The sequence below is a fragment of the Pseudomonas sp. G3-19 genome, assembly GCF_054855875.1.
The window spans coordinates 5121682-5141491 of sequence record NZ_JBMPIQ010000003.1; the positions used below are offsets into that span (position 1 = coordinate 5121682).

General features: G+C 59.0%; 16 protein-coding genes and 3 tRNA genes. 18 read left to right on the forward strand and 1 reads right to left on the reverse strand.

Going from position 1 to position 19810, the window contains the following annotated elements:
• The first annotated feature begins 5 nt into the window (after nucleotides 1-5).
• The 14 genes from glmM (at nucleotide 6) to ACOYXI_RS23355 (ending at nucleotide 12408) form a co-directional block, all read left to right on the forward strand.
• Nucleotides 6-1343, forward strand: coding sequence for a phosphoglucosamine mutase (gene glmM, locus ACOYXI_RS23290; RefSeq protein WP_027610781.1), 1338 nt, complete (start codon nucleotides 6-8; stop codon nucleotides 1341-1343).
• Nucleotides 1344-1408: 65 nt separating this feature from the next.
• On the forward strand, nucleotides 1409-2164 hold the full coding sequence (gene tpiA / locus ACOYXI_RS23295) for a triose-phosphate isomerase (protein WP_008088336.1): 756 nt from the start codon (nucleotides 1409-1411) through the stop codon (nucleotides 2162-2164).
• 4 nt (nucleotides 2165-2168) lie between these two features.
• Nucleotides 2169-2555 (forward strand): preprotein translocase subunit SecG, encoded by a 387-nt coding sequence (gene secG, locus ACOYXI_RS23300; protein WP_027610782.1) that lies wholly within the window; start codon nucleotides 2169-2171, stop codon nucleotides 2553-2555.
• Between the two features lie 22 nt (nucleotides 2556-2577).
• Nucleotides 2578-2663 (forward strand) — tRNA-Leu (locus tag ACOYXI_RS23305).
• 97 nt (nucleotides 2664-2760) lie between these two features.
• Nucleotides 2761-2837: transfer RNA gene (locus tag ACOYXI_RS23310), tRNA-Met, on the forward strand.
• 138 nt (nucleotides 2838-2975) lie between these two features.
• Nucleotides 2976-3434, forward strand: a complete 459-nt coding sequence (rimP, locus tag ACOYXI_RS23315) for a ribosome maturation factor RimP (RefSeq protein WP_007973115.1) — start codon at nucleotides 2976-2978, stop codon at nucleotides 3432-3434.
• 47 nt (nucleotides 3435-3481) lie between these two features.
• Complete coding sequence (gene nusA, locus ACOYXI_RS23320) at nucleotides 3482-4963, forward strand: transcription termination factor NusA (RefSeq protein ID WP_003221546.1); 1482 nt, start codon at nucleotides 3482-3484, stop codon at nucleotides 4961-4963.
• Between the two features lie 27 nt (nucleotides 4964-4990).
• Nucleotides 4991-7510 carry a translation initiation factor IF-2 gene (gene infB, locus ACOYXI_RS23325; RefSeq protein WP_027610783.1) on the forward strand — a complete coding sequence of 840 codons (2520 nt, stop codon included), beginning with the start codon at nucleotides 4991-4993 and terminating at the stop codon, nucleotides 7508-7510.
• A 160-nt stretch (nucleotides 7511-7670) separates the two neighbouring features.
• Nucleotides 7671-8069, forward strand: coding sequence for a 30S ribosome-binding factor RbfA (rbfA, locus tag ACOYXI_RS23330; RefSeq protein ID WP_003221549.1), 399 nt, complete (start codon nucleotides 7671-7673; stop codon nucleotides 8067-8069).
• A 4-nt stretch (nucleotides 8070-8073) separates the two neighbouring features.
• Nucleotides 8074-8991: a tRNA pseudouridine(55) synthase TruB gene (gene truB / locus ACOYXI_RS23335; RefSeq protein WP_024011571.1), complete on the forward strand. Its 918-nt coding sequence runs from the start codon at nucleotides 8074-8076 to the stop codon at nucleotides 8989-8991.
• A 115-nt stretch (nucleotides 8992-9106) separates the two neighbouring features.
• Nucleotides 9107-9376 carry a 30S ribosomal protein S15 gene (gene rpsO, locus ACOYXI_RS23340; RefSeq protein WP_003221553.1) on the forward strand — a complete coding sequence of 90 codons (270 nt, stop codon included), beginning with the start codon at nucleotides 9107-9109 and terminating at the stop codon, nucleotides 9374-9376.
• Nucleotides 9377-9569: 193 nt separating this feature from the next.
• Nucleotides 9570-11675 carry a polyribonucleotide nucleotidyltransferase gene (pnp, locus tag ACOYXI_RS23345; protein ID WP_007961443.1) on the forward strand — a complete coding sequence of 702 codons (2106 nt, stop codon included), beginning with the start codon at nucleotides 9570-9572 and terminating at the stop codon, nucleotides 11673-11675.
• Between the two features lie 128 nt (nucleotides 11676-11803).
• Nucleotides 11804-11879, forward strand: a tRNA-Thr gene (locus ACOYXI_RS23350).
• Nucleotides 11880-12108: 229 nt separating this feature from the next.
• Nucleotides 12109-12408: a DUF6388 family protein gene (locus ACOYXI_RS23355; RefSeq protein WP_098967158.1), complete on the forward strand. Its 300-nt coding sequence runs from the start codon at nucleotides 12109-12111 to the stop codon at nucleotides 12406-12408.
• 51 nt (nucleotides 12409-12459) lie between these two features.
• Here ACOYXI_RS23355 and nadC read toward each other — a convergent pair whose 3' ends face one another.
• Nucleotides 12460-13308, reverse strand: a complete 849-nt coding sequence (nadC, locus tag ACOYXI_RS23360) for a carboxylating nicotinate-nucleotide diphosphorylase (protein WP_027610785.1) — start codon at nucleotides 13306-13308, stop codon at nucleotides 12460-12462.
• 369 nt (nucleotides 13309-13677) lie between these two features.
• On the opposite strand from nadC, the gene ACOYXI_RS23365 reads away from it, so the two are divergent.
• The 4 genes from ACOYXI_RS23365 (at nucleotide 13678) to ACOYXI_RS23380 (ending at nucleotide 19621) form a co-directional block, all read left to right on the forward strand.
• Nucleotides 13678-15864 carry a DUF1631 domain-containing protein gene (locus ACOYXI_RS23365; RefSeq protein WP_461675351.1) on the forward strand — a complete coding sequence of 729 codons (2187 nt, stop codon included), beginning with the start codon at nucleotides 13678-13680 and terminating at the stop codon, nucleotides 15862-15864.
• Nucleotides 15865-15928: 64 nt separating this feature from the next.
• Nucleotides 15929-16489, forward strand: coding sequence for a 1,6-anhydro-N-acetylmuramyl-L-alanine amidase AmpD (gene ampD / locus ACOYXI_RS23370; protein WP_027610787.1), 561 nt, complete (start codon nucleotides 15929-15931; stop codon nucleotides 16487-16489).
• Nucleotides 16486-17325 carry a regulatory signaling modulator protein AmpE gene (gene ampE, locus ACOYXI_RS23375; protein WP_098967162.1) on the forward strand — a complete coding sequence of 280 codons (840 nt, stop codon included), beginning with the start codon at nucleotides 16486-16488 and terminating at the stop codon, nucleotides 17323-17325. The genes ampD and ampE overlap by 4 nt, the downstream gene beginning before the upstream one ends.
• Before the next feature lie 1591 nt (nucleotides 17326-18916).
• The gene (locus ACOYXI_RS23380) at nucleotides 18917-19621 is read left to right on the forward strand and encodes a methyl-accepting chemotaxis protein (protein WP_432431704.1); all 705 of its coding nucleotides are present in this window, start codon (nucleotides 18917-18919) and stop codon (nucleotides 19619-19621) included.
• Nucleotides 19622-19810 lie beyond the last annotated feature (189 nt).

Sequence of the window (19810 nt, forward strand, 5' to 3'; positions counted from 1 at the left end):
CACTTATGAGCAAGAAATACTTTGGTACTGACGGTATTCGTGGTCGTGTGGGTGAATATCCGATCACTCCTGACTTCATGCTTAAGCTCGGCTGGGCGGCGGGTATGGCCTTTCGCAAGATGGGCGCCTGCAAGGTGCTGGTCGGCAAGGACACGCGCATCTCTGGCTACATGTTCGAATCGGCACTTGAAGCAGGCCTGACCTCGGCTGGTGCGGACGTGATGCTGCTCGGTCCGATGCCGACGCCGGCCATTGCTTATCTGGCGCGCACGTTCCAGGCTGAAGCCGGGATCGTGATCAGTGCTTCGCACAATCCGCATGACGATAACGGCATCAAGTTTTTCTCCGGCAAGGGCACAAAGCTGCCTGATGAGCTGGAGCTGATGATCGAAGAGCTGCTCGATACCCCAATGACTGTGGTTGAGTCGAGCAAGATCGGCAAGGTGTCGCGCATCAATGACGCCTCCGGCCGCTACATCGAATTCTGCAAAAGCAGTGTGCCGACCGGTACCAGTTTTTCCGGTTTGAAGATCGTGATCGATTGTGCGCACGGTGCGACCTACAAGGTTGCTCCGAGTGTGTTCCGTGAGCTGGGTGCTGAAGTGGTCGTGCTGTCGGCGCAGCCCAACGGTCTGAACATCAATGACAATTGCGGCTCGACCCATATGGGTCAGCTGCAGGCCGCGGTTCTGGCCGAGCACGCTGATCTGGGCATCGCCTTTGATGGTGACGGTGATCGGGTGTTGATGGTTGATCACACTGGCGCCATCGTTGATGGTGATGAGTTGCTGTTCATCATTGCGCGCGATCTGCACGGGCGGGGCAAATTGCAGGGCGGCGTAGTCGGTACGCTGATGAGCAACCTGGGTCTTGAACTCGCGCTGGCAGAGCTCTCGATTCCATTCATTCGTGCCAATGTCGGTGACCGTTATGTGATCGCCGAACTGCTGGAGCGCGACTGGCTGGTAGGCGGTGAAAACTCGGGGCATATCGTCTGCTTCAATCACACCACCACCGGTGATGCGATCATTGCTGCGCTCCAGGTGCTGATGGCACTGAAGGCCCGTAATGAAGGTCTTGCGCAAACGCGTCAGGCCTTGCGCAAGTGTCCTCAGGTGCTGATCAATGTGCGTTTTGGTGGCGGTGAAAGTCCGCTTGAGCATCCGGCGGTCAAGGAAGCCAGTGCGCGTGTCACCCAGGCAATGGCGGGGCGTGGCCGGGTACTTCTGCGCAAGTCCGGTACAGAGCCTTTGGTGCGCGTGATGGTCGAAGGTGAGGATGAAACTCAGGTTCGCAGCTACGCCGAAGAACTGGCAAAACTGGTAAGTGAAGTTTCTGCCTGATTCGGCTTGCCAGCCATGATTGTGTTGGGTAACATCTGCGCCCACTTTGACCGACGAGGTACAGCATGCGTCGCCCTATGGTAGCTGGTAACTGGAAGATGCACGGTACCCGCGCCAGCGTCGCTGAGCTGATCAACGGCCTTCGTCATCTGGCCTTGCCAAGCGGTGTTGATGTCGCGGTATTCCCGCCTTGCTTGCATATCAATCAAGTGATTGATGGCTTGAAAGGCAAATCGATTTCGGTCGGTGCGCAGAATTCTGCGGTGGAATCCATGCAAGGTGCATTGACCGGTGAAATTGCACCGAGTCAGTTGGTGGATGCAGGTTGTTCCCTGGTACTTGTCGGGCACTCCGAACGCCGCCAGATAATGGGCGAGCGAGACGGGATGCTGAATCGCAAGTTCGCAGCGGCACAGGCATGTGGCTTGATTCCGGTGTTGTGTGTAGGGGAAACCCTCGAGCAGCGCGAAGCCGGAAAAACTCTTGAAGTTGTCGGGCGTCAGCTGGGCAGCATCATCGAGGAGCTGGGTGTTGGTGCCTTTGCCAAGGCAGTCATTGCTTACGAGCCTGTCTGGGCCATTGGTACCGGACTGACTGCAACGCCGCAACAGGCTCAGGATGTGCATAAAGCCATTCGCGAGCAGTTGGCGGCAGAGAATTCTGAAGTCGCACGAGGTGTGCGGCTTCTATACGGCGGCAGCGTGAAGGCGGCCAATGCGGTCGAACTGTTCGGCATGCCGGATATCGATGGGGGGCTCATTGGTGGAGCTTCCCTGAATGCAGATGAGTTCGGTGCGATTTGTCGCGCCGCGGGAAACTGAAAAAATGCTGGAAACAGTCGTAGTCGTTTTTCATCTGCTGGGTGCATTGGGCGTAGTTGCTCTGGTTTTGCTGCAGCAGGGTAAGGGTGCGGACGCTGGCGCGTCTTTCGGAGCAGGTGCTTCAAATACTGTGTTCGGAAGCCAAGGTTCCTCTACCTTTCTTAGTAAGTTTACTGCTATACTTGCCGCCGGTTTCTTCATAACCAGCTTGGGGTTAGGTTACTTTGCTAAAGAGAAGGCTCATCAGCTGACTCAAGCAGGTTTGCCAGATCCAGCAGTGTTGGAAGTACCTAAGCAACAACAACCGGCTTCTGATGATGTCCCGGTGCTTCAAGAGCAAAAGTCGGCTACTCCAGCGACTGACGTACCTCCAGCTCAAGAGCAGAAGTAAGAAGGGTTTCAAACGTAGTTTTGCCGAGGTGGTGGAATTGGTAGACACGCAACCTTGAGGTGGTTGTGCCCATAGGGTGTAGGGGTTCGAGTCCCCTTCTCGGTACCAATTAGTCAGGAGAGCCCGCTGTCGCGGGCTTTCTTGCAGGTGGAAGGTTACATTGACCCTATAAGGGATCGGTCGTATACTTCCGCCCCAGCTTTGTCGCGGGGTGGAGCAGTCTGGTAGCTCGTCGGGCTCATAACCCGAAGGTCGTCGGTTCAAATCCGGCCCCCGCAACCAGTTTAAGGAGCCCCTTTTCAGGGGCTTTTTGTTAGCTGGACACTTTCTACGCCGATGTTCGACGGCGTTTCAAGGATGGGCGTTTCGCCCATTTTTTTATTTTGCAGCGCATGCATTTACATGCACGAGGGGGTTCAGGTGTCGAGCAAGCTAGAAGAGTTGCAGGCCTTGTTGGCCCCGGTGGTCGTGGCCCTAGGCTATGAATGCTGGGGTATCGAGTTTTCGGCTCAAGGTCGTCACTCGATGTTGCGCGTTTATATCGATAAAGAGGGTGGCGTGCTGGTGGACGATTGCGCCATTGTCAGCCGTCAGATCAGCGGTGTCCTGGATGTTGAAGATCCGATCTCCGTTGAATACACCCTCGAAGTTTCCTCGCCTGGCATGGAACGCCCACTGTTCACTCTTGAGCAGTTTGCAAAATTTGCCGGTGAACAAGTGAAGATCAAGCTGCGCTCGCCTTTTGAAGGTCGACGCAACTTTCAGGGCCTTCTGCGCGGTGTAGAAGAACAGGATGTCGTGGTGCAGGTAGAAGACCATGAATTCCTGTTGCCGATCGATATGATCGACAAGGCCAACATTATTCCCAGTTTTGACTGAGACGCGGATCCCGCGGATCCAATGGCTTGCGAAAGGCGAGGCGTACGATGAGCAAAGAAGTACTGCTGGTTGTTGAGTCGGTATCCAATGAAAAGGGCGTACCGGCAAGCGTGATTTTTGAAGCGCTGGAGCTGGCTCTGGCCACTGCTACCAAAAAGCGTTTTGAAGACGAAGTTGACCTGCGTGTGGAAATTAACCGCCACACCGGTTCCTACGAGACTTTCCGTCGCTGGACAGTCGTCGAAGAGAATGATCTCGACGATCCTGCGATCGAAACCTGGCCAAGCAAGGTTGCCGAAACGCATCCGGGCGCCAAGGTCGGCGACGTCGTCGAAGAAAAGATCGAATCCATCGAGTTCGGCCGCATTGCAGCACAGACCGCCAAACAGGTCATCGTGCAGAAAGTGCGTGAAGCCGAGCGCGCTCAAGTGGTCGACGCCTATCGCGAGCGCCTGGGAGAAATCATCTCCGGCACCGTGAAGAAAGTCACCCGCGACAACGTGATCGTCGATCTGGGCAACAACGCCGAAGCGTTGCTGGCCCGTGAAGACATCATTTCTCGCGAAACCTTCCGTGTCGGTGTGCGTCTGCGTGCACTGCTTAAGGAAATCCGCACCGAGAACCGCGGCCCGCAGCTGATCCTGTCGCGTACCGCGCCGGAAATGCTGATCGAGCTGTTCCGTATCGAAGTGCCGGAAATCGCTGAAGGCCTGATCGAAGTAATGGCAGCGTCCCGTGATCCGGGTTCGCGTGCCAAGATCGCTGTCCGTTCCAAGGACAAACGCATCGACCCGCAGGGCGCGTGCATCGGTATGCGCGGTTCGCGCGTCCAGGCCGTGTCGGGCGAGTTGGGTGGCGAGCGTGTCGATATCGTCCTGTGGGACGATAACCCGGCGCAGTTCGTGATCAATGCCATGTCGCCGGCAGAAGTGGCGGCCATTATCGTTGACGAAGATGCCCATGCAATGGACATCGCCGTTGGCGCAGACAATCTGGCTCAGGCCATCGGTCGAGGTGGTCAGAACGTGCGTCTGGCGAGCCAGTTGACTGGCTGGACCCTGAACGTGATGACCGAATCGGACATCCAGGCTAAGCAGCAAGCAGAAACCGGCGACATCCTGCGCAACTTCATCGACGAGCTGGAAGTCGACGAAGAACTGGCTCAGGTGCTGGTAGATGAAGGCTTCACCAGCCTGGAAGAGATTGCCTACGTACCGTTGGAAGAAATGCTCAACATCGACGGCTTTGACGAAGACATCGTCAACGAGCTTCGCGCTCGTGCCAAGGATCGTTTGTTGACCAAAGCCATCGCTACTGAGGAAAAGCTGGCAGACGCCCATCCGGCCGAAGACCTGCTCTCGCTTGAGGGTATGGACAAGGATTTGGCGATGGAACTGGCGGTGCGCGGCGTAATTACCCGCGAAGACCTGGCCGAGCAGTCTATTGACGACCTGCTCGACATCGACGGCATTGACGATGATCGTGCCGGCAAGTTGATCATGGCCGCCCGAGCCCACTGGTTCGAGTAATTAGGCGCGGCCTGAGGAGAGAAGTGCATGACGCAAGTCACGGTGAAACAACTGGCCGATGAGGTCAAAACACCGGTAGAGCGCCTGTTGCAGCAGATGCGTGAGGCAGGTCTGCCGCACACCGCCGCCGAAGAAAATGTGACTGACAGTGAGAAGCAATCCCTGCTGACTCACTTGAAGAGCAGCCACAAGGCGAAAGTGGAAGAACCACGCAAGATCACGCTGCAGCGTAAAACCACCAGCACCCTGCGTGTGGCTGGTAGCAAGAGCATCAGCGTTGAAGTTCGCAAGAAGAAAGTTTTCGTACAGCGTAGCCCGGAAGAAATCGAAGCCGAGCGCAAGCGTGAACTGGAAGAGCGTCGCGCAGTAGAAAATGCTGCTCGTCAGAAGGCTGAAGAAGAAGCCAAGCAGCGCGCTGAAGAAGAAGCGCGTCGCCAGCCTGCTGCTGCGCCGTCCGCTCCTGCCGAAGCTGTTGCAGCACCTGCGCCAGTCGCTGAACCAGTGCGCGACGCCGCGCCGGTTGCTGCTGCGCCGGCTGCCGACACTCGCAAGCGTGACGAACAGCGCCGTCCGGACAAGCCACGTGCCGACGATAACAATCGTCGCGGCGGTGGTGGCGATGGCGAGCGCAAAAACGCTCCGCATCGCGCATCGGTCAAAGAAAAAGCGCCGGCTCCACGTGTGGCGCCACGCACTACCGACGAAGAAAGCGATGGCTTCCGTCGTGGTGGTCGCGGCAAGGCCAAGCTGAAAAAACGCAACGCTCACGGTTTCCAGAACCCTACCGGTCCTGTCGTGCGTGAAGTGAAGATCGGCGAGACCATCACTGTTGGCGATCTCGCTCAGCAGATGTCGGTCAAGGCTGCTGAAATCATCAAGTTCATGTTCAAACTGGGCACTCCAGCGACCATCAACCAGGTACTCGATCAGGAAACTGCTCAACTGGTAGCTGAAGAGCTGGGCCACAAAGTGACCCTGGTCAGCGACACCGCCCTGGAAGATTCCCTGGCCGAGTCCCTGAAGTTTGAAGGTGAGGCAGTTTCCCGTGCGCCAGTCGTGACCGTAATGGGCCACGTTGACCACGGTAAGACTTCCCTGCTCGATTACATTCGTCGCGCCAAGGTAGCAGCGGGCGAAGCCGGCGGCATTACCCAGCACATCGGTGCGTACCACGTTGAAACCGACCGTGGCATGGTGACGTTCCTCGACACCCCGGGTCACGCTGCGTTTACCGCAATGCGTGCCCGTGGTGCCAAGGCGACCGACATCGTGATCCTGGTGGTTGCGGCGGACGACGGCGTGATGCCGCAAACCATCGAGGCTGTTCAGCACGCTCAGGCGGCTGGCGTTCCTCTGGTGGTTGCGGTGAACAAGATCGACAAGCCGGGTGCCGACCTCGATCGCATCCGCAGCGAACTGTCGGTTCACGGCGTGACCTCCGAAGACTGGGGTGGCGACACTCCATTCGTACCGGTTTCGGCGAAAATGGGTACCGGCGTTGACGAGCTGCTCGAAGCGGTTCTGCTGCAGGCCGAAGTACTCGAACTGACCGCCACCCCATCGGCTCCTGGCCGGGGTGTTGTCGTTGAATCGCGTCTGGACAAGGGCCGTGGCCCGGTGGCCACCGTGCTGGTTCAGGACGGTACGCTGCGTCAAGGCGACATGGTGCTGGTCGGCTCGAACTATGGCCGCGTGCGCGCCATGCTCGACGAGAACGGCAAGCCGATCAAGGAAGCAGGTCCGGCCATTCCGGTCGAGATCCTGGGTCTTGACGGTACACCAGACGCTGGCGACGAGATGAGCGTGGTTGCCGACGAGAAGAAAGCCCGTGAAGTGGCTCTGTTCCGTCAAGGCAAGTTCCGCGAAGTCAAACTGGCTCGCGCTCACGCCGGCAAGCTGGAAAACATCTTCGAAAACATGGGTCAGGAAGAGAAGAAGACGCTCAACATCGTCCTCAAATCCGACGTCCGTGGTTCGCTGGAAGCTTTGCAGGGCGCTCTGAACGGCCTGGGCAACGACGAAGTGCAAGTGCGCGTAGTCGGTGGCGGTGTCGGTGGTATCACCGAATCCGACGCCAACCTGGCACTGGCTTCCAACGCTGTACTGTTCGGCTTCAACGTGCGTGCTGATGCTGGCGCACGGAAGATCGTCGAGCAGGAAGGTCTGGACATGCGTTACTACAACGTGATCTACGACATCATCGAAGACGTCAAGAAAGCCCTGACCGGCATGCTCGGCAGCGATGTTCGCGAGAACATCCTGGGTGTGGCCGAAGTGCGTGATGTGTTCCGTTCGCCGAAGTTTGGCGCGATCGCCGGTTGCATGGTGATCGAAGGTGTTGTGCACCGTAACCGTCCGATCCGTGTACTGCGTGAAGACATCGTTATCTTCGAAGGCGAGCTGGAATCCCTGCGCCGCTTCAAGGATGACGCTTCCGAAGTACGTGCCGGCATGGAATGCGGTATCGGCGTGAAGAGCTACAACGACGTCAAAGTCGGTGACAAGATCGAAGTCTTCGAGAAGGTTCAGGTTGCTCGCAGCCTCTGACTCGCGCACTTCAAGGGCCACGCCGAGCCGCCGCATGCAGATGCGCGCCACGGCGTCAGGACTCTAAACGCAACGCCCGGTCTGGCTTTTGTCAGGCCGGGCGTTTGCCGCTTTCAGACCTTGCGGGTTTCACCGTGGGGCAGTAACAGGTAACAAAATCATGGCAAAAGAATACAGCCGTACCCAACGTATCGGCGATCAGATGCAGCGTGAGCTGGCCCAACTGATCCGTCGTGAAGTCAAAGATCCGCGCGTCGGCCTGGTCACCATTACCGCTGTGGAAGTCAGCCGTGACGTCGGTCACGCGAAGATCTTCATCACCGTGATGGGGCAGGACAACGCCGAAGACATCGCGCAAAGCATCAAGGTGCTCAACGCTGCCGCAGGTTTCCTGCGCATGCAGCTGGCCCGTGAAATGAAGCTGCGCAGCGTGCCGCAATTGCACTTCCACTACGACGAAAGCGTCGTGCGTGGCGCGCACCTGTCGGCCCTGATCGAGCGCGCCGTGGCTGAGGACAATCAGCACCTGGCCGCTGCACCTGAAGACACCAAGGAGTAATTCGGTGGCTCAGGTCAAACGTATCCGTCGTAACGTCAGCGGTATCATCCTGCTCGACAAGCCGCTGGGGTTCACCTCCAACGCCGCGTTGCAGAAGGTTCGCTGGTTGCTCAACGCCGAGAAGGCCGGTCACACCGGCAGTCTCGACCCGCTGGCCACCGGTGTATTGCCGCTGTGCTTTGGCGAGGCAACGAAGTTCTCGCAGTACCTGCTCGATTCCGACAAGGGTTACGAAACCCTGGCGCAACTGGGCAAGACCACTACCACGGCGGACGCCGAGGGTGAGGTTTTGCAGGAGCGCCCGGTGACCGTTGGTCGCGCCGATGTCGAAGCGGTTCTGCCGAAATTTCGTGGGCAAATCAGTCAGATACCGCCGATGTACTCGGCACTCAAGCGTGACGGTCAGCCGCTGTACAAGCTGGCCCGTGCAGGCGAAGTAGTGGAGCGCGAACCGCGTTCTGTTACTATTGCGCGCTTGGAATTGCTGGCCTTCGAAGGCGATACTGCGCGTCTTGCGGTGGATTGCAGCAAGGGCACCTATATCCGCACCCTGGTGGAGGATATCGGTGAGCAACTCGGTTGTGGTGCGTACGTCGCAGAACTGCGTCGTACCCAGGCCGGGCCTTTCACCCTGGCGCAGACCGTGACCCTCGAAGAGCTGGAAGCGGTACATGCCGAAGGCGGCAACGAAGCGGTCGACCGCTTCCTGATGCCATCGGACAGCGGCCTGCAGGATTGGCCGCTGCTGCACTTCTCCGAAGCGAGTGCGTTCTACTGGCTCAACGGCCAGCCGGTACGTGCCCCGGATGCTCCGAAGTTCGGCATGGTACGGGTACAGGATCACAATGGTCGCTTCATCGGTATCGGTGAAGTGAGCGAGGACGGGCGCATCGCGCCGCGTCGACTGATTCGGTCAGAATGACCGAACGAGTGTGGCTGTTAACAGGCACGGTCACTACTCATTTATAGATACAGGGATTTGTCCCTGGCCTGTTGAAACTGTTTTTGAAACAGTTTCCTGATAAAAGGATTGCCTCATGGCTCTCGACGTTCAAGAAAAAGCTCAAATCGTTGCCGACTACCAGCAAGCTGTTGGTGATACTGGTTCGCCAGAAGTGCAAGTTGCACTGCTGACCGCCAACATCAACAAACTGCAAGGTCACTTCAAGGCCAACGGTAAAGACCACCACTCCCGTCGTGGTCTGATCCGCATGGTAAACCAGCGTCGTAAGCTGCTGGATTACCTGAAAGGCAAAGATCTGAGCCGTTACAGCGCTCTGATCGGCCGCCTGGGTCTGCGTCGCTAATCAGCGATTGCGCTATGAGGTTGGTTGTCTGTCAGGCATCAGCGGTTTTCCGCTGGTGGCTGGCAGGCTCCCAGCCTCAAGTTTTATCTGCACTACCGTTTTACCCGGACAGTCAGCGGGCCGATTCCCGACATTGCCCAAGAATTTCGCAAGAAACCAGTTCCCCCAAGAGCCACAAAGAAGGTAGGACACCGTGAACCCGGTAATCAAAAAATTCCAGTTCGGTCAGTCGACCGTTACCCTCGAGACTGGCCGTATCGCCCGTCAGGCCTCCGGCGCAGTATTGGTCACCGTTGACGACGACGTCAGCGTATTGGTGACCGTAGTCGGTGCCAAGCAAGCCGATCCAGGCAAGGGCTTCTTCCCTCTGTCCGTTCACTACCAGGAAAAGACTTACGCTGCCGGTAAGATCCCTGGCGGTTTCTTCAAGCGTGAAGGCCGTCCTTCCGAGAAAGAAACCCTGACTTCCCGACTGATCGACCGTCCGATCCGTCCGCTGTTCCCGGAAGGCTTCATGAACGAAGTGCAGGTTGTCTGCACCGTCGTTTCCACCAGCAAGAAGACCGATCCGGACATCGCTGCGATGATCGGTACCTCGGCTGCCCTGGCCATCTCGGGCATTCCGTTCGACGGCCCGATCGGCGCCGCCCGCGTCGCTTTCCACGAAAGCACCGGCTACCTGCTCAACCCGACCTACGAGCAGCAAGCTGCTTCGAGCCTGGACATGGTCGTTGCCGGCACCTCCGACGCCGTACTGATGGTTGAATCGGAAGCCAAAGAGCTGACCGAAGACCAGATGCTGGGCGCGGTACTGTTTGCTCACGACGAGTTCCAGGTGGTGATCAACGCCGTCAAAGAACTGGCCGCTGAAGCTGCCAAGCCAACCTGGACCTGGGCTCCTGCTCCAGAAGCCACCGAACTGCTGGGCGCGATCCGTGCCGAGTTCGGCGAAGCGATCTCCCAGGCTTACACCATCACCGTCAAGGCTGACCGCTACGCACGTCTGGGCGAGCTGAAAGACCAGGTCGTTGCCAAGCTGTCCGGCGAAGAAGGCCAGCCTTCTGCTGCTGACGTCAAAGCCGCTTTCGGCGAAATCGAATACCGCACCGTTCGCGAAAACATCGTTAACGGCAAGCCACGTATCGACGGCCGCGACACCCGCACCGTACGTCCGCTGAACATCGAAGTCGGCGTTCTGCCGAAGACTCACGGTTCGGCGCTGTTCACCCGTGGCGAAACCCAGGCCCTGGTCGTTGCGACGCTGGGTACCGCCCGTGACGCACAGCTGCTGGACACCCTGGAAGGCGAGAAAAAAGACCCGTTCATGCTGCACTACAACTTCCCTCCGTTCTCGGTGGGCGAGTGTGGTCGCATGGGTGGCGCTGGTCGTCGTGAAATCGGTCACGGCCGTCTGGCCCGTCGCTCCGTTTCGGCCATGCTGCCGGCCGCTGACGTGTTCCCGTACACCATCCGTGTGGTTTCGGAAATCACCGAATCCAACGGTTCGAGCTCGATGGCTTCCGTTTGCGGCGCTTCCCTGGCCCTGATGGACGCTGGTGTGCCAATGAAGGCACCGGTTGCCGGTATCGCCATGGGTCTGGTTAAAGAAGGCGAGAAGTTCGCCGTCCTGACCGACATCCTGGGTGACGAAGACCACCTGGGCGACATGGACTTCAAAGTAGCCGGTACCGCCAAAGGCGTTACCGCGCTGCAGATGGACATCAAGATCAAGGGCATCACCGAAGAGATCATGGAAATCGCTCTGGGCCAAGCCCTGGAAGCGCGCCTGAACATCCTCGGCCAGATGAACCAGATCATCGGCCAGTCGCGTACCGAACTGTCGGCCAACGCTCCGACTATGATCGCGATGAAGATCGACACCGACAAGATTCGTGACGTTATCGGTAAAGGTGGCGCGACCATCCGTGCGATCTGCGAAGAAACCAAGGCTTCGATCGACATCGAAGACGACGGTTCGATCAAGATCTTCGGCGAAACCAAGGATGCCGCAGAAGCTGCTCGTCAGCGCGTTCTGAGCATCACTGCAGAAGCCGAGATCGGCAAGATCTACGTCGGCAAGGTTGAACGCATCGTCGACTTCGGCGCATTCGTCAACATCCTGCCGGGCAAGGACGGTCTGGTGCACATCTCGATGCTGAGCGACGCTCGCGTAGAGAAAGTCACCGACATCCTGAAAGAAGGCCAGGAAGTGGAAGTGCTGGTACTGGACGTGGACAACCGCGGCCGTATCAAGCTGTCCATCAAAGACGTGGCAGCGGCCAAGGCTTCGGGCGTTTAATCAGCCCACAGCTTTAGCGCAATGAAATGCCCCGCCGTGAAAACGGCGGGGCATTTTTTTGTCTGCGAAATGCCGGGACAGGCTTTGAAGTTGCCGGACTTCAAGACCGGTGCTAGGTTTAGCCCACCGCCCGTGTAGCTCAGCCGGTAGAGCAGCGCACTCGTAACGCGAAGGTCGCAGGTTCGATTCCTGTCTCGGGCACCATCCCCTCGCGCAATCCCGCGATTTATGTCTCCCAGGTCAAAGTTTTTGTGCGAGAGATGTAAAGAGCCGTGTAATTCGTCATGCAAACGTCCTATATTCGGTGCCTGCATGAGCATCGCTTAGCAGTTTTCAGATGATCCCGAATGGTTCCGAAGGCCGGACAATCCGCGTCAGAGAGATCCTTGATGATCCAGATCCATCCTCCATTCTTACGATCAGCGAGAACGCCATGACCGAATTAACTCAAGAGCAACGACACGAACAAGCGTTGGCAAAGTACATTCTGGACGTACCGGACTTGAAAGAAGAGATCAAGGACCTGAGCCCTGATGATCAGAAAGATCAGATCCAGTGGGCGTTCGAGGACGAAGCCGAAGCCCAGGGCTTGCAGCCGTGGGAGCTGACGCTCAAGTACACCAGCACCCCTGAAGAGTTTGAGGCCAAGCGCCTGGAGCTGCACAAGGAGGCGGCCGAGGTGTTGGGCGTCGAGTGGGACGAGTACTGCGAGATGAATAATCTGGTGGTCTGAAACAAAAACGCCAGCCTCAATCGGGCTGGCGTTTTTTATGGCGTGACAGCCTCAGAGGCTCAGACGCATCGACAGGTCCACCGCCTTCACATCCTTGGTCATCGCCCCGATCGAGATGTAGTCCACCCCGGTCTCAGCGATCGGCAGCAGTGTGCTTTCATTGATACCGCCGCTGGCCTCCAGTTTGGCCTTGCCGCCGTTCAAGCGGACAGCTTCGCGCATGTCATCCAGGCTCAGTTCGTCGAGCATGATGATGTCGGCGCCGGCAGTCAGCGCCTCCTTCAGTTCTTCCAGGCTCTCCACTTCGACTTCCACCGGTTTGCCCGGCGCGATCTTGTGCGCGGCGGCGATGGCCTGCGCGATGCCACCGCTGGCGGCGATGTGGTTTTCCTTGATCAGGAACGCGTCGTAGAGACCGATGCGGTGGTTGTGGCAACCACCGCAGGTCACTGCGTATTTCTGCGCCAGACGCAGGCCCGGCAAGGTCTTGCGGGTATCCAGCAGCTTGACCTGGGTTTGCGCCACGAAGTCCGCCAGATATTGCGCACGCGTGGCCACGCCGGACAGCAGTTGCAGGAAGTTCAGCGCACTGCGTTCGCCAGTCAGCAACGAACGGGCCGGGCCCTCCAGATGAAACAACGGCTGGTTGGGTTTGACCCGTTCACCGTCCCGTACCTGCCAGTGCACCGCGACGCGCGGATCGAGCTGGCGAAACACCGTGTCGACCCACGCCGTGCCGCAGATAACCGCCTCGTCGCGAGTGATGATGGTGGCTTTGGCCAGACGTTCGGCCGGGATCAGTTGTGCGGTGATGTCGCCGCTGCCGACATCTTCGAGCAACGCACGGCGCACGTTGGCTTCGATTTCGGCGGTTAGATCGGCGAGACGTAGATTCGGCATAACGGGCTCCACAAACTAAGTGCGCCGATTATAGGGGCATGGCGAGAGCCAACCCAAGGCGAGAACGCGCGTGCCTGACTGCAACTGGTCGATTTCCTGTGAGCAAAGCGCGGTTTTTCGTGGTCACTGCAAGGTGCGACGGCATAGGGGAAACCCTGACGGCTATAGCGCCGGGGACAAGTTTTGCAAGATAATCCGCCTTGCATTTGACGTCATGGCTTTGACGCCGATGTGGGAGCGGGCTTGCTCGCGAAAGCGGTTTGTCAGTGACAGTTTTGGCGAACGACACACCGCTTTCGCGAGCAAGCCCGCTCCCACAGGGAATTGCGCGGTAACTGCCCAGTGGAATCACCGTTTCAGGAGGCTTGGATGCACAACGACGGGAATGTAGTGCCTTTGCACAAGGCCGCTACCGATCAGGCGAATCATTCGCCGCTCGCCCGCCTGCCTGTGATTCTGCTTCAGGTCCGCGACAAGGCCGCCCAGCAACTGCGCCACGGTTTGCAGGAGTTGTTCGATAATGCCGACGACACCCTGTTCGAAATGGCCGACCGAGCGCGCAACGATGTCGAGCAGAACATCTTTTTCGAAGCCATGCGCGACCTGCGCCTCAAGCGCAAAAACATCGAACGGGGTTTTCTCGAGCAATTCTTCGAAGCCTTTGTCGCGCTGATTCAATACGAAGTCGTGCAACCCACATTGTCCGGCACGCTGATATTCGAGGATTCGGCACCGCGTACCGATGACATGGAGCGCAGCGTGGCGGTCGAGACAATGGTCGGGCGGGTGCTCAAGCGTGATGGCTTTGCTCTTGATCAACTGACTGCGCGGCTCAACGTGTTGCTGGGCAAGGATTTCGATAACCATCACAACCCGCTCGGCCCGGCGATGCTCTGCGAGTTCTTTCTGCAGGCCGGACGTAACCTGGGCGTGGAGATCAAGGTCAAGCTGATCCTGCTCAAGCTGTTCGAACGCTACGTGCTGGCCGATACCGAGCAGTTGTATGCCGAAGCCAATCAATTGCTGGTCGCCACCGGCGTGTTGCCTGAGTTGAAACCGGCCCCCGCACGCCGCGCAATCGAGCGTGCGGCAGCAAGCATCAGCAGCGAAGAGAGTGACGAACCCGCGCCCGCCGACGAAGGCGTGCAGGAAGTCTTCGCCGCGTTGCAGGAACTGCTGCTGCACGTGCGCGGCAGCGTCGCGCCGACCCTGGAGCCGAGTGCGGCGGCGCAACCGATCAGCACCCGCGATCTACTGCGCCTGCTTTCACACTTGCAGCAATACGTCCCGGCACTGGCGGCGCAGGACGATTTCGATCTGCGCAATCAGCTTGAGCAGCTGCTGACGCGGGTCAGCGTGAGGAGCGGCAAATCACGCATTGTCGACGGCGCGGATGAAGACGTGATCAACCTGATCGCCATGGTCTTCGATTGCATCCTCGAAGACCGTAACCTGCCGGATTCGCTCAAGGCGTTGATCGCGCGTTTGCAGATTCCGATGCTCAAGGTGGCAGTACTCGACAAGAGCTTCTTCAGCCGCAGCAGCCACCCGGCGCGGCGCCTGCTCAACGAAATCGCCGATGCCGCCATGGGCTGGGGCGATTGCAATGGCGAGGCGCGTGACAGCCTGTATCTGCGCATTGAACAAGTGGTGCAGCGCCTGTTGAGTGATTTCGTCGACGACCCGGCAATTTTCTCCGAGTTGCTCGCCGATTTCCTGGCCTTCACCAGTGATGAACGGCGGCGCAGTGAATTGCTCGAACAGCGTTTGCGCGATGCCGAGGAAGGGCGGGCGAAAACCGAACTGGCTCGGCAGCGAGTCGAGCATGTGCTGAACCAGGCGTTGCTGGGTAAAGTCCTGCCGCCGTCGGTGGTGACCTTTGTGCGTGATGCGTGGAGCAAAGTGCTGCTACTGACCTGCCTCAAACATGGCGACCACTGCGCTGAGTGGCAGGCCGATGTGCAGACCATGGAGCAATTGATCTGGAGCGTGCAGCGTCACGACGAGGTGGACGCCGATCTGCAGTTGCTGGCGCTGGTGCCAGGCTTGCTCAAATCATTGCGTGATGGCCTGAGCAGTTCGGCGTTTGATCCGTTCGCCACCAGCGATTTTTTCAGCGAGCTGGAAGCGCTGCATGTGCGTGTGCTTGAACCGCTCACCGAGCAGCCGCCGGCCGATGCGCCGGCGTTGGTGGAGGTGTCGCAGCACATCACCCTGCGCAGCGCCGACGAGGGCGCGATCGGCGTGAATGCCAGCGGCCTGGCGCATGACGACCCGGGGCTGCGTCAGTTGGAGCAACTGCGCCTGGGCAGTTGGGTGGCGTTCCAGGAAGATGACGAGCACAACCTGCGCTGCAAGCTGGCAGCGATCATCGAAGCCACCGGCAAATACGTGTTCGTCGACCGCACCGGGATGAAGGTGCTGGAGCGCAGCCGCGTCGATCTGGCCCTCGAGTTCCGCCGTGGCGCGGTGCGGGCGCTGGATGACACCTTGCTGTTCGATCGGGCGCTGGAGTCGGTGCTCGGCAATCTGCGGCGACTCAATCGCGGCAAGTGATCGCGCGCCGGGGCCCGATCACGGCATACTGGGCGCCAACACAGTCGGCGTTGAAGGAATCGGTATGCAGTTGGATCCCGCTAGCGGGTGGTGTCACGGGGTACAGGTCTGCCCATCGCCCAACTTCAATGAACGCCCTGCGGGCGAAATCTCCCTGTTGGTGATCCACAACATCAGCCTGCCGCCGGCGCAGTTCGCCACCGGCAAGGTGCAGGAATTTTTCCAGAATCGTCTGGATGTCACCGAGCATCCCTATTTTGCAGGGATTGCCGACCTGCGCGTCTCGGCGCATTTTCTGATCGAACGTGACGGCAGCGTCACCCAGTTTGTCTCCTGTCTTGAGCGGGCGTGGCATGCTGGCGTGTCGATGTTCGAAGGCCGGGAAACCTGTAACGATTTTTCCGTGGGCATCGAGCTCGAAGGCACTGATGATCTGCCCTTTTCCGATGCGCAGTATCAGGCGCTGATCACGTTGACGCGTCAGCTGCAAACAGCATTTCCGGCTATCACCGGCGCCCGTATCTGCGGGCACAGCGACATCGCACCCGGGCGCAAGACCGATCCTGGCCCGGCATTCGACTGGGCGCGTTACCGCGCAGCCCTGGCACAAGAGGAAGGACAATGAGTTTTCTGGTGTTACTGCTGGCGGTCTGGATCGAGAAATTCTCGGCCCTGCGCCATCGGGTTCAACGCGATGGCGGATGGATCCGCGAACTGCACAAACTCGAAACCAGCGCGCGCCTGGCCCAGCGACCATGGCTGGTGCTGACGATTCTGGTGTTGCTGCCGGTGGCGCTGCTCGGCTTGTTGCTGGTGGTACTGGAACCCGTTGCGTACGGCTTGCTGGCCTTGCCGGTGCATTTGCTGGTGGTGATTTATGCGCTGGGGCGCGGTGATCTGCTCGGCGGTCTCGGGCCGTTTCGTGACGCATGGCGTCGCGAAGACCTCCAAGCCGCCGCGCATGTGGCCAAGCGTGATCTGGATATCTGTGCCGACAGTGGTGAGCAATTGCTGGATCGGGTCCAAGGGCACCTGTTGTGGCAGGCCTATCAAAGTTTCTTCGCGGTGATCTTCTGGTACTTCGTGCTCGGTCCGGTCGCGGCGCTGGCTTATCGCTTGCTCGCATTGGCGGAAGAACACAGCCAGAACCCGGCGCTCGCCGAACGTGCCGGACAGTTACGTCACGCCTTTGACTGGTTGCCAGTGCGCTTGCTCGCCGCCAGTCTGGCTCTGGTCGGCAATTTCGTCGCGGTCAGCCGGGTGATGTTGCATGAGCTGCTGAACTGGAACATCAGCGCCGCGCAGCTGATCAACAAGGTCGGGCTGGCAGCGGGTGAGATCCCGCCGCCGGTGGTCGGGCCTGAAGGCATCAACACCCTCGATTGCCTGTGGGAACTGCTGCTGCGCGCGGCGGTGTTGTGGTATGCCGGGTTTGCCTTGTGGACAGTCTTGATCCACTGATACTCGCCCGTGAAATTCATTGTGGTGAGGGGATTTATCCCCGATGGGGCGCGCAGCGGCCCCAATATCTTAATGGGGCTGCTGCGCAGCCCATCGGGGATAAATCCCCTCGCCACAGGTCAGTGACCGGCGCAGCGTAGTCGTTAACCTTAAGTTACAAAACCTCTCCCCGATTTGAGCTATACAGAGACAGCGCCCGATAGTGGCTATCTGCTGTCGCCCCGCGCCTGCCAATAAAAACAAGAAAAGCCAAGGGAGACTTCCAGTGAAGAGCTTGCTCTATCCCGCCGTCTCGCTGATGAACCGTCTGAGCTTCGGCATGAAGTTCAGCTTGATCAGCGTGCTGTTCCTGGTGCCAATGCTGGTTACCAATTTTTATCTGGTGCGCGATTCCTATCGCGAATTCCAGGGCACCCGGGTCGAATTGCAGAGCCTCGACCTGCTGGGCAGCAGCCTGAGCCTGCGCCGGGATCTGGAAACGCTGAACAATCTGGTGCAGATCAACGTCACCCTCGGCCAGTCCGGCAAAGCCGACAACCTCGAAGCGCAGATCAGCAGCCTGGAGCAATCCGTGCTGGCGCGCCTGCAAGGTTTGCAGGCGATGACCGACGATCCCGAGCAGATCAAACTGTTCGACGGCAAACGCGATGAAATGATCAGCGCGTTCAAGGCTCAACAGGCGGAAAGCTCCCTGCAAAGCAAAAGCGCGATGATCGGCAAACTGCTCGGCAATGCGCAGATCTTCAGCCAGATCGTCACCAGTCAGGCCGGTCTGAGCCGCGACAGCCAGAGCGACATCCGCCAGCTCAGCGAGCTGCTCACCAATATCACTCCGGCCGTGACCCAGACTCTCGGCGAAGGTCGGGCCATCGGTTCGTATTCGTTGGGGCAGGGCTTTCTCAACAGTTCGTCGAGCAGCCGTTTCGACGAGTTGCTGGCGCAAATCGAAAAGCTCCAGGCTGAATACGCGTTGAAACTGCAGGACGCCCTCGACTCCAGCCAGGCCGCGCGCGTCAGCCTCAGCGCGCCGGCCGACAGCAGCAAGGCTTCGCTCAAGCAGGCCAGCGAACTTTTTGAGGCGAAAGTCGTGGTGGCCGAGACCCTCGATACCCCGTGGCAGGCGTTCTACGATCAGGTCTCCGGGCTGATGGCTCAGACCTACCAGCTCAATGACGCGACCCTGAAATTTCTCGATACCCAACTGCAGCAGCGCCTGGCGCAAAACCGCACGCACATGGTGTTGCAGGCGGTGGCGCTGGCGGTGGTGTTCGTGCTGATTTTCTATCTCTACGGCGGGTTCTACGCCTCGACCCGCACCACGCTCAAGAGCCTGGGCGCGATGATGGACAAGGTCGCGGCCGGTGACATGACGGTCAATTTCAAGGCCAACAGTCGCGATGAACTCGGCGAGCTGGGTGAGGTGTTCAACGGCACCGTGAGGAAAATCCATGACCTGATCGAGCGAGTCGGGCAGACCGTGGCTGAGGTTGAACGCCAGGCCGGGCAGGTGGAAACTGTTTCCGCGCAAAGCAATCAGGCGGTGGCCGGGCAGCGCACGCAGATCGAGCAAGTGGCGACCGCGATGAATCAGATGTCGGCGACCTCGCTGGAAGTTGCACGCAGCGCAGCGGCAGCGGTGAGCAGCGCGCACAGCGTCAACGATGAAACCGTTAGCGGTCGCACACTGGTGGAGTCGCAGCAGGGCAGCATTGCTGCGCTGGCCAGTGAGATCGATCAATCGGTGCTGGTGATCAACCAGTTGGCCAGCGACAGCCAGTCGATCAGCCGCGTGCTGGAAGTGATCAAGAGCATTGCCGAGCAGACCAACTTGCTGGCGCTCAACGCCGCCATCGAAGCCGCCCGGGCCGGAGAGCAGGGCCGGGGATTTGCGGTGGTGGCGGACGAAGTGCGTACGTTGGCCAAGCGCACCCAGCAATCGACCGAAGAAATCGAGCAGATGATCAGCAAGCTGCATGGCGGCGTGGGCGCTGCGGTGAAGGCCATGGGCGTTAGCCATCAGATGGCCAACGGCACGGTCGGGCAGTCGGAAAAGGTCCAGCAGGCGCTGGAAAACATCCTCGGCGCGGTAGGCATGATCGTCGATCAGAACCAGCAGATCGCCGCCGCCGTGGAGCAGCAAACCGCCGTGGCCCATGACATCGACCAGAACATCGTCGAGATCAATCGCGCCGGCGAGCGCACGGCCCAAGGGGCGCACCAGACGGAGGACGCCAGCCGGGCACTGTCAGCGCAGGTAGTGGAGCTGAAACAACTGATCAGCGCGTTCCGCGTCTAAGTCCTGACGCAGCGGAAGATCCTGTAGCGAGGGGATTCATCCCCGATGGGACGCATAGCGTCCTCCCAAGCCTGTAAGTGATCAGGGACCGCTGCGCAGTCCATCGGGGATGAATCCCCTCACCACAGGGCTGGAGCAGGGCAGATGTCAGAACATTTTGTAATGCATTGATGCTTACGCTTGTAAGCC